We start from the raw sequence: 15,757 nt of genomic DNA, 5'->3' as shown, positions 1-15,757 counted from the left end.
TTAGTCATTCCGATTGTCGACGCTTCTACGTCCCGGAATGACTAATCATATGTAGAACGATAAACGGCGATACGATCGTGAAGGGAAGGCAAGCATGAATCCATCATTAACGAACGAAATTAAACAGGAAGTGGACAAAAGGCGGACATTCGCGATTATTTCTCACCCGGATGCCGGCAAAACGACCCTGACAGAGAAGCTGCTTCTATTCGGGGGAGCTATCAGGGAAGCGGGTTCCGTCAAGGCGCGCAAGGCAAGCCGCCACGCCACCTCTGACTGGATGGAGATCGAGAAGCAGCGGGGGATCTCCGTTACTTCTTCCGTGATGCAATTCGACTACTTGGGGCATCGCGTCAACATTCTGGATACACCAGGTCACCAAGATTTCTCCGAGGATACGTACCGGACGCTGACGGCGGCGGATTGCGCAGTCATGTTGATCGACGTCGCAAAGGGTGTAGAAGCACAGACAGTGAAGCTGTTCCAGGTATGTCGCAAACGCGGGATCCCTATCTTCACGTTCATCAATAAGCTTGACCGCGAGGGCAAGAGCCCATTCGATCTGATGGAGGAGCTGGAGCAGGTGCTCGGGATCCGCTCCGTGCCAATGAACTGGCCAATCGGCATGGGCCGCGAGCTGTGTGGTGTCTACGACCGAATGAAAACGCAGGTAGAGTTGTTCCAGGGCAATGACCACTCTACGATCGAGGTTCGTAAAGTAGACGACTACAATGATGCGATTATTCGCGAGATGGCAGGCGACTACTTGACAGATCAGCTTATCGCGGATCTAGAGCTATTGGACGTTGCCGGCGACCCATTCGATTACGAGAAAGTGAGAGCCGGCGAATTAACACCGATTTTCTTCGGGAGCGCGGTTAATAATTTCGGCGTGCAGACCTTCCTCGAGAACTTCCTGCAGCTTGCGCCAAAACCGACTCCGCGCAACACGACGACAGGTTTGGTCGAGCCGACGGACGAGAAGTTCAGCGGCTACGTATTCAAGATTCAGGCAAACATGAATCCGGCGCATCGGGATCGTATCGCGTTCCTGCGGATCTGTTCGGGACGGTTCGAGCGCGGGATGGCGGTCAAGCATGTCCGCAATAAGAAAGAGATCAAGCTGTCCCAGCCTCAGCAATTTCTCGCCCAAGACCGCGATATCGTCCAGATGGCATATCCCGGCGACATTGTCGGGTTGTTCGATCCAGGTATCTTCCGAATCGGCGATTCGTTGTCGCAAGGGATGGAGATCGAGTTCGATGAGCTGCCAACGTTCTCTCCAGAGATTTTTGCCAAGGTAACGGTCAAGAATGCCCTTAAACACAAGCAATACCAGAAGGGTCTGGACCAGTTGACCGAAGAAGGCACGATTCAAGTGTTCTATTCGACAGGCAACTTCGACGAAACGATACTCGGCGTCGTCGGCCATCTGCAATTCGAAGTATTCGAGCACCGTATGAAGGCGGAGTACGGCGTCGACATCCAGCTTCACCGGATGACCTTCCAGTTCGCGAGGTGGATCGTGGACGATAAGATCGATCCTTCCAAATTCCGGATCAACTCGACGCTCGTCAAGGACAAGAAGGGGAATTACGTGGCCTTGTTCGAGAACGAATATGCCATGCGTACGGCCATCGACAAAAACCCGACCTCCAAGTTTCTGGAGACGGCTCCATAAGTGTAAGAAGCGCCAGAAACCTCCGAGCAGACGTCATTGTCTGTTGGAGGTTTTTTGATGATAATCTTCCAACTCTATGAAACTCCTTCGTATTCGTTGAACCTGATAGTTAGATAGACTATAATAGTTGGGATAGATAGAAGAAGGGTGTGTATGAGAGAAAATATGAAGAATCGTAAGCCATTCATTTTGCTCACTTTCGGACTTTTATTGATTATTATTGCGGGATTGTTTTATGTAGGAAGACTGCAGGATAATGAGCAGGAGAAGGCGCCTTCAACGGAAGTCATAGATATTCCGCAGGTTACCGTTGAGGAAATAAAGGAGCATTATGACGTAGTTGTTGTCGGTACGGATCCAGAGGGCGTAGCTGCGGCGATTTCATCGGCGCGCAACGGACTTAAGACGTTGCTCGTTGACGGGAGAAACCGTGAAATTTTGGGCGGTCTATTCACTTTAGGCTGGATTAACAGTCTGGATATGAACAGGGCGCAGGACGGTGTCGATTATTATAACAAGGGCATATTCAAAGAATGGTTCGACCGGGTCGAAGGTGATTCTTTCGCTATAGTAACGGCAACGAATGCCTTTCATGAATTGGTAGAGGCAGAAGAGAACATCGAAGTTCGATTAGGTATGAAAAAGATGGAGCCTGTTGTGACTTCCAAGGATGGAGCGTCAACCGTAACAGGCGTCAAGCTGACGGCAGGGGATGACACCGTGCTGGAAGTGACGGCTGGTGCAGTCATTGACGCCACGCAGGATGGCGATATTGCAGCAGCCGCAGGCGCACCGTTCACGTATGGCCGCGAGGATATCGGCGACGATAAACTTCTGATGGCTGTAACGCCGGTGTATGAACTGCTGAATGTAACACAGGATGTATGGGATGCCATCAGCAAACGTCAGAATAATGATAGTGATAAAGATACAGGCGCAAATAATGAAAGTGTGTGGGGATTCAAGGAAATGTGGGAGTATCCTTCCACCAATCCAGAGCGTATTCGTTCCCGCGGTCTTAATATCGGCCGTTCGGTCAATGATACTGCATTCATCAACGCTGTACAGATTTTCGATATCGATCCATTCGATCCGGCTTCTGTCGAAGAAGCTTACGAAATCGCACGCAAAGAAATTCCGTTAATGCTCGACTATCTGAAGTCGCTGTATCCAGAGCTTGAGCCAATTGAGCTAGGCAGACTAGCTCCGGAGCTGTACGTTCGAGAAACCCGCCACTTTATCGGTGAGTATAGGCTGACGATGGTGGATCTGCTGGAGCAAATGACACATCCGGATGATATTGCATTCGGCTCGTATCCGGTCGACATCCAAAGCACATCTTCCGCACCTACGGACCGCGGAGCCGTGTTAATGAGGCCAGAATTCTATGGCGTACCGTTCCGTACACTCGTGCCGAAGGAAATCGACGGTTTGCTGGTGGTAGGACGCGCCGCAAGCTTTGACTCCTTGCCGCATGGCAGTGCGCGTGTTGTGCCGCTTGGTATGGCGACGGGCCAGGCAGCCGGCGCGGCGGTCAAGCTGGCGCAGGAGGAAGGTATTACACTGCGCGAGTTATCGTCTGATCAATCGCTGATCGTTACGCTGAAGGAACGATTGACGGAACAAGGCATGGACTTGACGCCGCCAAAGCTTACGCCATATCCATTTATGAGCCATCCGGCATATGAAGGGATGAAGCTGGCGGTTATGATGGGCATCTCTCAAGCGGGTTACGATGTCGACTTCGATCTGGACTTGGAGTCCAATCCGCAGCGTCTTGTCTATAATTTGGCCGGTGCATCCAAGAAGTATCCGGACATATTCGCACATTCGGCAACACCGTCCATTAAGGACATTGCGCCTGATCAAGTCAGCAAGCAGCCGCTGGCGCTAGAACAAGCTGCTTATTCGATCCTCACCGCCATTGAAGGCGAAGCGGTGCCGGCTAAGGCGCTTGATGTCATGATGGCTCAAGGCTACGTGAAAGCCGAGACGCTTGACATCATCGAGAAGAATCGTTCGGCACTGACGAATGGAGACGTTTATATGCTGATCAAGGATGTCGTGGATGCCCTGTCAGTGAAGTAATGAAATAATGAAATAATGAAATAATGAAATAATGAAATAATGAAATAATGAAATAATGAAATAATGTTTGACTAAGCTTACAGCCATTATCTAAGTTCTTTACCTCCCGAGCGTAATCGGGAGGTTTTGTTTTGAAAGGAAGGCGTAGCTGTTTCACCTTAGTCGTGCTATTTTGGGGTCATGAAAGTATAATGAAAAGAGGGTGAATGGAGGTTAACGGTGATGACAAAAATTATGTTTACGGGCGGCGGTTCGGCGGGGCATGTGACTGCGAATCTTGCGCTGATCCCGTATTTCCGCAAGGAAGGCTGGGAGATCGAATATATCGGGTCGGTCTCTGGCATCGAACGCAAATTAATCGAAGAGCTGCCCGAAGTGAAGTATTGGCCTATTGCAACAGGCAAGCTGCGCAGATATTTGGATTGGAACAACGTCAAAGACCCCTTCAAGGTTGTCGGCGGATTGCTGCAAGCTTATCGCATTATTCGTAAGCAGAAGCCGAATGTCGTGTTCTCCAAAGGCGGCTTTGTATCCGTCCCTGTAGTCATTGGGGCGTGGCTCAACCGGGTACCTGTGCTGATTCATGAGTCCGATCTGACACCGGGGCTTGCTAATCGTATTGCAACTCCGTTTGCATCGGGCGTCTGTACCACGTTCCCGGAGACGACCCAACATATTACACCAAACAAAGGTCGTTATATCGGACCCGTCATTCGTACTGAGCTGTTGCAAGGCAAGGCGGAGCGAGGTCGCGAAATATGCGGATTCCGTCGAGATAAGCCGGTACTGCTGATCATGGGCGGAAGTTTGGGAGCGCGTCGCATTAATGAGGCGGTGCGTAAACAGCTCTCGCCGCTTACAAGTCGATTCCAGATTATACATTTGTGCGGCAAAGGTGGAGTAGAGCCCAAGCTGGAATCGGGTAATTATCGACAATTCGAATATGTGAGCGACGAGCTCCCGCATCTACTGGCTTCGGCTGATATGGTTGTTTCACGTGCAGGCTCGAACTCGATTTTCGAGTTCTTGGCACTGCGCAAGCCGATGCTGCTGATCCCGCTTACGAAGGGGCAGAGCCGGGGAGACCAGATTCTGAATGCGGAGTCCTTCCGCGCGATGGGATATGCAGAGGTGCTGCAGGAAGAGGCGCTGACGCCGGATTCTTTGCTGGAGCGGACCATGGAGCTCTATGCCAATCGCAACCTCTATACGGAGAAGATGAAGTCGTTTGATCCGGGCAATGGCATCAAACAAATTCGCGACTGGCTGACATCGATCAAAAAATAAGGTTTGTACCTTTGTGTACCTGTACCCTGCCACATCGCTGGAGCTTTGGAGCTTCCAGCGTGTGCGCGGGGTATCATTATTTTTATAACAATCTCGAGAAATGATTGACGCTAAAACGGTTTCATGACATAATGTACGCGTGTACATTATTTGTTATTCGAGCATTCAACATGCAACTAGAGATACAAAATTCTTAAGGCGGACATAGCCGCACATCGAGCTGGGAGGCCAATATCATTAGCAGGAAAGACGTGGCGAAGCTTGCTGGCGTATCGGAGGCGACCGTCTCCAGAGTATTAAATAACGTAGGACCAATCAAAGAGGAGACGAAGCAGCGAGTCTTGCAAGCGGCAGCCCAGATCGGCTATGTGCCGAGCGCGCTTGCACAGCAATTCGCGAGACGCAAGAGCGGCAACATTGGTGTTATTCTTCCGTTCGTGCCCAAGGTTCATTTGTTCTCAACCTACTACTTCTCAGAGATCTTGAGTGGGATCGGGGAAGCGGCCAAGCGGTTCGGATATGATTTGCTCCTTATCTTCCAGGAACCGGATGATCCGCGCGATTACGCGTCGTTATTTCGCAAGCAGAAGGTGGACGGTTGCATTATGCTGGGATCGCTGGACGTGCCAGAGGAACGGCAGGCGTTGACAGAGCTGGCGGATGCGGGATACCCGTTTTGTCTCGTCAACCAACGATTTGACGATTGTCCATTTCCTTATGTCGATGCCGATCATGTGACGGGCAGCATGCTGGCAGTTACGCATCTGCTTCAACAGGGACGCCGCCGTATCGCTTTTGTGAACGGACCGGATTATTATTCGAGCAGTATCGATCGGCTGCAGGGCTACCGAGCAGCGCTGACCGATAACGGAATCGGGTATGTAGAAAGTCTCGTATATCGGGGCAATTACAGCCGTAAGAGCGGATACCTGCTGGCACAAGATATTGGCAGCCACATACGAGACGGTTCGATTGATGCTGTATTTGCGGCCAATGATCGGATGGCGATCGGGCTCATGCAAGGACTTAAGGAGCAAGGGCTCGAGGCGCCTGCGGATTATGTGCTGATTGGTTACGATAATTCCGATGGATCTCGTATTATTAGCCCGAGATTATCCACCGTAGATGTTCCTTTCTACGAGATGGGCAAGCTGGCTGCAGAGATGCTGCTGGATACGGAGCAGCACGCTGAGGCAGTGCTTTCCGTTACAAAAGCGTTGCTGCCTGTGGAGGTTATCGAACGGGAAACTTCGGAAAATCCATTCTAATTTAGGAGAGGCGGTTGTTACTCATGGCAAAAGTTAGAGTAGGTATGGTCGGATATAAATTTATGGGGAAAGCGCATAGCAATGCATATCGCGCTTTGCCGATGTTTTTCCCGAAGGCCGTTCAACCTGAGATGAAGGTCATTTGTGGAAGGGATCCAGAAGGGCTCGAAGCAGCACGGGCGCAGTTCGGCTGGGAGCAGGCAGAAACAGATTGGAAAAAGCTTGTTAACCGCACAGATATCGATCTTATCGACATCAATGCGCCGAGCGATGCGCATAAAGCCATCGCGCTGGCGGCTGCCGAAGCGGGCAAACATATTTTTTGCGAGAAACCGCTGGCCTTAACGCTTGAGGATTCGCGCGAGATGCTTGCAGCCGCAGAGAAGGCTGGCGTCAAACATATGGTGGGCTTCAACTACCGATTCGCACCGGCGGTGCAGCTCGCTAAGAAAATCATCAGCGATGGCCGACTCGGTCAAATCTATCACTTCCGCGGCGTATTCCTGCAGGATTGGATTCTGGATCCATCCTTCCCGCTTGTATGGAGGCTGCAGAAGGAAATTGCGGGCTCCGGTTCGCACGGAGATCTTGGCGCGCATGTCATCGATATGGCCCGGTTCCTCGTCGGCGAATTCAGCGAAGTCATCGGAATGAGCGATACTTTCGTCAAACAGCGTCCGATCGCATCGGCCATGACCGGACTCAGCGCGAAGGGCGGCGCCAGCGAAGAGATGGGCGATGTGACGGTGGATGATGCAACAGTGTTTATGGCTCGTTTCGACAACGGAGCAATGGGCAGCATCGAAGCTACACGATTCGCGGCAGGGCATCGCTGCACGAATGCTTTCGAAATTAATGGCAGCAAAGGAAGCATCAAGTTCGACTTCGAACGGATGAACGAGCTGCAGGTTTATTTTGCCGATGATGCGGATGATGTGCAAGGATTCCGCCGCGTGCTGGCGACAGACGGCGCACATGCTTATATGGATGCATGGTGGCCGGCCGGTCACACAATCGGTTACGAGCATACCTTTACGCATGAGGTGCTGGAGCTGATGTCGGCGATCGGTGAGGACCGCCAGCCCGTGCCTAACTTCGTAGATGGCGTAAAGTGCCAAGAGGTGCTTGAAGCCGTAGATCGTTCTATAGCAGAACGAAGATGGGTATCGATTAACGAATTGTAAGTTGGACTAGCGAGCAAAGGGAGAGGCGGAGTGCAGATGAAAAAAGCATTGATCGTATGGGGAGGATGGCTCGGCCATCAGCCGGAAGAGGTTGCTGCCATATTCCGTGGCCAGTTGGAAGCGGAAGGGTTCGAAGTCGAGGTGTCGGATACCTTGGATGTTTTCGAGAATGCCGAGAAGCTGATGAGTCTGGATCTGATCGTTCCGCTCTGGACGATGGGGCGAATTGATCAGAAGCTCGTGAATAACATATCGGCGGCTGTTCAAAGCGGCGTAGGGCTCGCGGGCAGCCATGGAGGCATGTGCGACGCGTTCCGCGAGAATGTAGATTGGCAGTTCATGACGGGCGGGCAGTGGGTCGCGCATCCCGGCAATGACGGTGTCCGTTATACGGTGAATATGAGCAACTCCACTAGCTTGCTTACAGAAGGCATCGAGGATTTCGAGGTAAGCTCGGAGCAATATTACCTGCATGTCGATCCTGCCGTCGAGGTGCTGGCGACAACCCGATTCCCTATTACGCCAGGGCCGCATGCCTACAATAAAGCAGTAGATATGCCTGTCATATGGACAAAACGTTGGGGACTTGGTCGTGTTTACTACAATTCACTAGGTCATCAAGCCAACATTATGGAAATTCCAGTCGTGATGGAGCTCATGCGCCGTGGCTTCTTATGGTGCGCGGACGGCAAGGAAGCGGCTCAGCAATTAAACAATGGTAATGGTTCGGTATATACCGGTATGCAGGATAATCAACTGTAAATCTGCATGTATCAGCACGTGAAATCAGGTTGCCATATGAGGCTTAGTGAAGGATGGGGAGCATGGACAAAATTAAAGCGGGTATTATAGGAACGGGTAATATTAGCGGCATCTACTTCGAGAATGGCAGTAAATTCGACGCGCTGGAAATCGCCGCATGTGCAGATCTGGATGTCGATCGGGCGATTGCCAAAGGAGAGCAATACGGCGTCAAAGGTTATTCGGTAGACGACATGCTTGCTGATCCCGAGATCGACATGATTATCAACTTGACGATCCCGCAGGCACATGCAGCGGTTAATCTACGCGCTCTTGAAGCGGGCAAACATGCTTATGTAGAGAAACCGTTCGCCGTCACGCGTGAAGAGGCGAAAGAAGTACTGGAGCTGGCAGCACGCAAAGGCTTGTACGTCGGCAGCGCGCCTGACACCTTCTTGGGTGGCGGCATCCAGACTTGTATCAAGCTCATCGAAGACGGATGGATCGGAACGCCTATTGGCGCTACTGCATTTATGGTAGGCGGCGGACACGAGAACTGGCACCCTTCGCCGGAGTTCTATTACCAGAAGGGCGGCGGCCCAATGTTCGATATGGGACCGTATTATTTGACAGCGCTTGTAGCTATGCTAGGGCCTATGACCCGAGTGACGGGCTCCGCGCGCGCTTCTTATCCTGAGCGTACAATTACAAGCCAGCCTAAGTATGGACAAAAGGTACAGGTCGAAGTGCCAACGCATATCGCAGGTGTCATGGACTTCGCATCGGGTGCGATCGGTACGATATTAACGAGCTTCGATGCCAAAGGCGGCTCTACGCTGCCGCGCATCGAGGTATACGGCAGCGGAGGCACGCTTGTTGTACCGGATCCGAACAACTTCGGCGGCGAGATCCGAATATGCCGTGCCGGAAGCCGGGAGTGGTCAACGATTCCGCTTACGCACGGCTATGCCGAAAACGCGCGTGGCGTTGGGGCCGCCGATATGGCGAAGGCAATTCAGAACGGACGAGCTCATAGGGCTAATGGTGAACTGGCTTATCATGTGCTCGAAGCGATGCACGGATTCCATGACGCTTCCGAGCAAGGCAAACATTATAACATGAAGAGCAGCTGTGAACGCCCTAAGCCGCTGCCGCTTGGCTTGGCATCTTTTATGCTGGATTAGCTCTAAACAGTATTCGACGGCATGACTCTGTTCCATGCTGTTTACTTATTGGCCACGGTGTGCGCGCGGGTAACGTTGTTCGAATTTGCGGGATGTGAGCGGCATCGATAATACGATATGCTTGGAGCCGATCATGTTCAGAAGGACAAAACAGGCCGCAGCTAGTCATTTTAGGATGACTAGGCTGTGGCCCTTGTCGCATACTTAAGTTATTTTATTCCAGCCAAGCATCGACTTTATCGCCGTTGGCATCAACCCATGCCTTGGCAGCCTCTTCAGGTGATGCGCCTTCAGCAATTGCAATCATTACGGAAGCCATATCTTCAGGCGTCCAGTTAAAGTTATCCAGGAATGCATATGCCTCGGGCTGTGCTTCCTTCAATCCATTACGCACGACGGTATGAATCTGTTCGTCTTGACCATACACGCCTCTAGGATCTTCGAGATATTTCAGATCCATCTTGGCAAACATCCAATGCGGCGTCCAGCCCGTTATGATGATCGGCTCTTGATTTTTGTATGCATTCTCAAGCGCTTGTGTCATCGCTGCGGAGGAGCTCTCCAGCAAGGTCCACTTGTCCGATAGACCATATTCATCCAGAAGCGCTTCTGTTTTCATCATAATGCCAGCGCCAGGTTCGATTCCTGTAATGGTATAGTCTAAGCTGTCGCCGACAGCATCATTGCCCACGAGATCTTCAATACTGTTTACGTCCATATAGGAAGGCACGACGAGTCCAAGTTTTGTCCCTTCAAGATTCGGGCCAAGATCCTCTAGTTTGCCTTCATTATCGGCTAGATACGACTCATGTGTCGTCGGCAGCCAAGCTGCAACCATAGCGTCTGCGCTACCATCTGCAATACCGGACCACATTGGACCAGCATCGACTTGAAGCATCTCTACTTTATAATCGAGCTTGGTTTCCAGCACTTCCTTCACAACATGTGTGCTAGCGATTTCTGAATCCCACGCTACGTAGGCTAGTTTTATTTCTTTCTTCTCGCTCGCTCCATCGCCTGCACCGTTATTATCTCCGTTGTTCGCACCGCAGCCTGCAAGCAAAGCAACAGACATGGCAACCGCAGCAAATACATTCCACTTTTTCTTCATTCAAAAACACTCCCTTTTCTATATTTTAATTTAAGCCTTAGATCGTTTAATGACTTGTTGGGTTAAACGATCCAAAATAATGGCCAAAATAACAATGGCTAGCCCGGCCTCGAATCCGACACCGGTCTTAACTTGAGTGACTGCACGATAGACAGTTGCGCCGACGCCTTGCGCACCGACCATCGATGCGATGACAACCATGGACAGCGACAGCATGATTGTTTGGTTCACGCCGGCCATAATCGTCGGCAATGCCAGAGGAAGCTGAAGCTTAATCAGCTTTTGAGTCGGTGTTGAGCCAAAAGCGTCGGCAGCTTCTACTAGCTCGCCGGGTACTTGACGGATGCCGAGATTCGTCAAACGAATGGTTGGCGGGATTGCGAATATAATGGAGGAAATAACGCCAGGAACAACGCCAAGACTAAAGAATGTAATGGCTGGCAGCAAATAAACGAATGCGGGCATCGTCTGCATAAAGTCGAGCAGCGGTGTGACGATTCGCTGCAGCCCATTAAAGCGGGCGCTTAAAATGCCGACCGGAATGCCGATCATAATGGATATAAACGCTGCAGCTAGAACAAGCGACAGTGTTTCCATCGTCTCGCTCCATAAACCAAGATTATCGATTAATAACAAACCGATGATGGTGAATAAACCCATCTTCCATTTGCCGATATACCAAGCAACAGCAGTAAATAATAGGATGGTAACAATCGAAGGCATAAAGTCCAGCGCTGTATTGAGTCCTTCAACCGTCCCCCCGATGAGAAGCTTGATCAGATCAAAGAAGGGGCTCAGGTTATTCTCTAGCCACTCCTCCAGCAGCTCGATCCATTCTGCAAGCGGAATTTTAGGCAGATTCATGTTGGGTTCCACCTCCATCCGCTACAGTATTCGTATTGCCAGCCAGAGCTGCAAGCACAGCGCCTTTAATGACAACGCCTTTGAGTCGACCGTTATCATCCGTGACGGCAACGGGGAGTCGAATATTGCCCATTAATTCAAATAATTCATTGAGCACGGCATCTGGCGATACGATCGGAATATCTTCGCGCAGCAAAATATCGTCAAGTTTGAGATTCTCTTTGACAGCGCGAGCAGCCTCATCTGCTGTAACGATGCCAAGCAGCTTCATTGCCTTGTCTACTGCGTAGAGACTGGATACGCCTCGATCTCTCATAAATTGAAGGGCGACGCGTGGTCCTCTGTCGAGTGTAATTGTCTCCGCTTTCTCCATGACATGTGCGGCGGTCAACACCTTGGATAGATCGACGTCCTCGACGAATCGTTCGACGTATTCGTTGGCGGGCTGCATGAGGATATCCTCCGGCGTGCCGATCTGCACAATACGGCCGTCCTTCATCAGTGCGATCCGATCACCGATCCGCAAAGCTTCATCGAGATCATGGGTAATAAAGATGATTGTTTTTTTCATCTCGCTTTGCAGCTCCAGCAATTCATCCTGCATATCCTTACGTATAAGGGGATCGAGCGCGCTGAAGGCTTCGTCCATCAGCAAGATATCCGGATCATTGGCAAGCCCGCGTGCAAGTCCGACGCGCTGCTGCATGCCGCCGCTTAACTGTTCAGGGTAACTATTCTCCCAGCCCTTCAGGCCGACGAGTTCCAGTGCTTTCATTGCCATTTCCTTACGTTCCTTTTTCCCGATACCTTGCACCTCTAAGCCGTATTCGGCGTTTCGAAGCACGGTGCGATGCGGAAACAACGCAAACTTCTGGAATACCATGCCGATGTTTTTGCGCCGAAACTCGCGCAGTTGCTCCGCATTCATCTCCATGACGTCCTGACCGGAGAATAGCAATTGACCCGAAGTGGGTTCGATAAGCCGATTGAGCAGCCGGACAAGCGTTGATTTGCCGCTTCCCGACAGCCCCATGATGACGAAGATCTCGCCTTCCTCGATTGTAAAATCAGCTTGATTGACACCTACGGTCAGCTTCGTTTCAGCTAATATCTTTTCTTTTGACCACCCTTTGGCAAGCAAAGGAATAGCTTTTTTGGCATCATGGCCAAATACTTTTGTTAGTTGTTTGGCTTCTATGATTGACATGTGTGTACGCCCCCTTTCTTGCAATTCCGGTGAAAAATCGACTCCCCAAGTGTATCTGGATACGAATGGAATGGTCAAAGAGGCTGAGGCTCCATAAATTACGTACAGTTTTAACTTTACGAACTTTACGTACTGAATACTCTGTATAACGCCAAATTACTCACGGATAGGATTCTTTACATATACAACCCAATATGCTTACAATAACGTATGGTACTAGGGCACGAGCACGAACAGCAGTCGCTCCTTGGGAGGGAACTATAGATGAATGAATTAGCAGCGTTATCGGAGGAACAACGGACGAAGCTGCTTGCAACACGCAGGCGGGTCGTAGAATCGATCGGCAAAAACATGGATTTGTACGGTATTACCTTGTCCATTGGACATCTATACGGCAATATGTATTTTAATCAGGAGCCGGTTACGTTGGACGAAATGAGCGAGACGATGGGTATGAGCAAAACCTCGATGAGTACAGGTATGCGAACACTTCATGATCTCAAGATGATCAATAAGGTGTGGGGCAAAGGCTCACGTAAGGATTTGTATGAAGCTGAGCCCGACTGGCATCAGAACTTCGCTGATTTTTTCTCGATTAAGTGGAGAAAAGCCGTCGAACAAAATATGAATGTCATGAACCGATCTCTGAGAGATATTGTGAATTTGATGGAACAATCTCAATCGGACGAGTCTTTTTTGTCGATTCTTCGCAGTGACAAGAGTAAGATCGAGGATGCTTTGAACTATTATCAGTGGCTGGATCGGTTAATTGATACATTTGAGTCGGGAGAGATTTATACATTTATACCGAAAGAACCATAAGCAGCATTGCCACGGCCGCGGGAGATTCCCGCGGTTTTTTTTGATGAATACGTACCTAGCCAGTCCAGAGAGAGAGCTCACTTCACTGGTGAAAGTCCGGTTGAAAAAAGAGCTAAATTACGTCATAGCTGATAGGCAACTGGTGAAGTGTTCCCATGGTTGGGTTGAAGCCTTGTGACAAAGTAACTCCTAGGTCGATTGACAGGTTAAGGAGACCAAGCGTTTTACCATCACGAGGATGATGTAATGATGTAATACATACAGTAATATTTTTTGCTCTTGTAGCAAATCAGAACGATTGATGTATTCGATACAGCAATAATTAGCATGGGATGAGTACTTACGGAGATATTGCGGAGGAATGATGCACAAAGTGCAGGAAAATTCGTTTTTTAAGCGATTTGCAGGGTGAAATGATGTATAAAATGCAGGATTGCGTGCATCCAGGACGGCTCAAGCCCAGAACGGCAGATGCTGCTGAGAACTTTGTTTTAAACGGTAGCATCTGTGCGTATTAAAATAAGCCTGCAGACGGTAAGCGACTGTATGGGCAAGCGATATGGGTAAGCGTATGGATAAGCGATATTCGTAAGCGACGATATGGGCAAGCGAAATGGATAAGCGTATGGATAAGCGAAATGGATAAGCGATACGGGTAAGCGATATGCCACGGTAGGCGTGCTGGATTATTTTGTTTGGAGTTATTTCTAATTGGAGCCCGGATATGGTACTCTACATCTGGAACATCTGGTATTTCAAATTTGAGCTTATCTACTCCAATCAAGCAAGTGAAAGTGGAGTAAAATAATGTTAGCGGCAAAAGTTGCTTCACTTGGTGCAACTGCAGTCTTTTGCCTTAGGATATGATTTCAAGGTGCCTCGAGATGGTGAGAGGGCCCACAACCCGACATTGACAAGGGTTTGGAGATGGACACGGAGTCGAGGTGCTGATTTGTTGTTGAAGATATATGTGATCAGAGGGGACGAGCTGACGTCGTGAATAAAAAAAATCGGTTGCCAATTTCGTTGTCAGATCATCAGACAACACCAATGCTTATCCATAATGGATGGATAGTGTTAAAAGAACGTGTTGTCCATGGGGCTATCACGATTCTTAATGGATGTATTCATGACATTATTGAATCTGACATTATTGAATCAAGTTCAAGTCATACCAGACCCGATGCCACATCGAGCGAAGCAATTGCATCTTTAGAAGCAAATGCTGATAACGGCACAATAACGGAGCGTTTCTTGAAGGAGAATCCGGGAGCAATAGTGATTGATGCCAATGATCGATATGTATTGCCCGGACTTATCGATATCCATTGCGATGCGATTGAGAAGGAAGTGCAACCGCGCCCTAATACAATGTTCCCGTTACCGCTCGCGTTGCTCGAATTTGAGCGTAAGCTTCCGGTCCATGGCATTACTACGATGTATCATTCGTTGTCGCTCGGGGTAGGACTAAGTTTGCGCGGCGATCATTATTTGACGGGCATGGTGGATCAGATAGGTATTTACAACAAACAGAGAGCCATGATCCGAAATTTGATTCATCTGCGATATGAGGTATCTCATCATGTGGGTTTGCCTATTGTAGAACGATATGTACAAGAAGGAGCTATTCATTATTTATCCTTTATGGATCATTCGCCAGGCATGGGACAATACCGCAAGCCCGGTTCCTTCGAGCGATATGTTATGAAAAATCAAGGAGTGACGATAGACGAAGTAGGGACAATCGTACAAGAGCTTGCAGAACGAAGGCAAGCGATTGATCGAGGTCGATTACAGGGGCTTGGCGAGATGGCAAAGGAGCGGGGCATTGCAGTGGCTTCTCATGACGATGATACGCCTCAGCAAGTCGAGCTGTCGATTGCAGCGGGAGCGAGTGTTAGTGAGTTTCCTATCACGATGGAAACCGCAAGTTATGCATCGCGGAGAGGCATGCGTGTATGCGTAGGCGCACCTAATATCGTGCGCGGAGTATCACATGACGGCAACCTCAGCGCGATGGAAGCGATTCGAGAGGGAGCTGCCGACATTATTTGTTCGGACTATCATCCCTCTTCCATGCTGTCAGCGATCTTTAAACTGGTCCAAATGGGAGCGGCTGACCTGCCGTCCGCGGTAAGAATGGCTACCCTGCATCCGGCTCAAGCGATGATGATCGATGATCGGATAGGGTCCATAGAGCGGGGCAAATCAGCCGATGTTGTAATCGTTGGTCACTATGAAGACATGCCATGGGTGACGGATACCATCGTTGGCGGAGTACGCGTATATGGAGCCGCCGTCAGATATTAATGCCAGGCAA

At 49.9% G+C, this 15,757-nt stretch carries 12 protein-coding genes; 9 read left to right on the top strand and 3 right to left on the bottom strand.

The window, feature by feature from the left end:
- Window positions 1-94: 94 nt before the first annotated feature.
- From ACX1C1_RS26665 to ACX1C1_RS26635, 7 genes are all read left to right on the top strand, one after another.
- On the top strand, window positions 95-1,681 hold the full coding sequence (locus tag ACX1C1_RS26665) for a peptide chain release factor 3 (RefSeq protein ID WP_458955132.1): 1,587 nt from the start codon (window positions 95-97) through the stop codon (window positions 1,679-1,681).
- Window positions 1,682-1,834: 153 nt separating this feature from the next.
- Complete coding sequence (locus ACX1C1_RS26660; protein WP_458955131.1) at window positions 1,835-3,769, top strand: FAD-dependent oxidoreductase; 1,935 nt, start codon at window positions 1,835-1,837, stop codon at window positions 3,767-3,769.
- Window positions 3,770-3,991: 222 nt separating this feature from the next.
- Complete coding sequence (locus ACX1C1_RS26655) at window positions 3,992-5,056, top strand: undecaprenyldiphospho-muramoylpentapeptide beta-N-acetylglucosaminyltransferase (protein WP_458955130.1); 1,065 nt, start codon at window positions 3,992-3,994, stop codon at window positions 5,054-5,056.
- Between the two features lie 251 nt (window positions 5,057-5,307).
- On the top strand, window positions 5,308-6,324 hold the full coding sequence (locus tag ACX1C1_RS26650; protein ID WP_458955129.1) for a LacI family DNA-binding transcriptional regulator: 1,017 nt from the start codon (window positions 5,308-5,310) through the stop codon (window positions 6,322-6,324).
- A 23-nt stretch (window positions 6,325-6,347) separates the two neighbouring features.
- Window positions 6,348-7,508 (top strand): Gfo/Idh/MocA family protein, encoded by a 1,161-nt coding sequence (locus ACX1C1_RS26645; RefSeq protein ID WP_458955128.1) that lies wholly within the window; start codon window positions 6,348-6,350, stop codon window positions 7,506-7,508.
- Window positions 7,509-7,544: 36 nt separating this feature from the next.
- Complete coding sequence (locus tag ACX1C1_RS26640) at window positions 7,545-8,270, top strand: ThuA domain-containing protein (protein WP_458955127.1); 726 nt, start codon at window positions 7,545-7,547, stop codon at window positions 8,268-8,270.
- Window positions 8,271-8,332: 62 nt separating this feature from the next.
- Entirely contained in the window at window positions 8,333-9,433 is a 1,101-nt protein-coding gene (locus ACX1C1_RS26635) for a Gfo/Idh/MocA family protein (protein ID WP_458955126.1), read from the top strand.
- Between the two features lie 214 nt (window positions 9,434-9,647).
- Here the strand turns inward: ACX1C1_RS26635 and ACX1C1_RS26630 are convergent, their stop codons facing one another.
- Genes ACX1C1_RS26630 through ACX1C1_RS26620 form a run of 3 tightly spaced genes read right to left on the bottom strand, consistent with a single transcriptional unit; the run spans window position 9,648 to window position 12,615 of the window.
- On the bottom strand, window positions 9,648-10,544 hold the full coding sequence (locus ACX1C1_RS26630; protein ID WP_458955125.1) for a glycine betaine ABC transporter substrate-binding protein: 897 nt from the start codon (window positions 10,542-10,544) through the stop codon (window positions 9,648-9,650).
- Window positions 10,545-10,574: 30 nt separating this feature from the next.
- Entirely contained in the window at window positions 10,575-11,408 is an 834-nt protein-coding gene (locus ACX1C1_RS26625; protein ID WP_458955124.1) for an ABC transporter permease, read from the bottom strand.
- Window positions 11,395-12,615, bottom strand: coding sequence for a quaternary amine ABC transporter ATP-binding protein (locus ACX1C1_RS26620; RefSeq protein WP_458955123.1), 1,221 nt, complete (start codon window positions 12,613-12,615; stop codon window positions 11,395-11,397). The genes ACX1C1_RS26625 and ACX1C1_RS26620 overlap by 14 nt, the downstream gene beginning before the upstream one ends.
- A gap of 264 nt (window positions 12,616-12,879) precedes the next feature.
- Here ACX1C1_RS26620 and ACX1C1_RS26615 point away from each other — a divergent pair, with 264 nt between their 5' ends.
- Both ACX1C1_RS26615 and ACX1C1_RS26610 read left to right on the top strand, forming a co-directional pair.
- A complete protein-coding gene (locus tag ACX1C1_RS26615; RefSeq protein WP_458955122.1) occupies window positions 12,880-13,437 on the top strand; it encodes a GbsR/MarR family transcriptional regulator in 558 nt (185 codons plus the stop codon).
- 996 nt (window positions 13,438-14,433) lie between these two features.
- Window positions 14,434-15,747: an alpha-D-ribose 1-methylphosphonate 5-triphosphate diphosphatase gene (locus ACX1C1_RS26610; RefSeq protein WP_458955121.1), complete on the top strand. Its 1,314-nt coding sequence runs from the start codon at window positions 14,434-14,436 to the stop codon at window positions 15,745-15,747.
- The last annotated feature ends 10 nt before the right edge of the window (window positions 15,748-15,757 follow it).

Source organism: Paenibacillus sp. strain BS8-2, from assembly GCF_054483835.1.
Note: the sequence above shows the minus strand (reverse complement) of the source record. Positions and strands in the feature narration are given on the sequence as shown.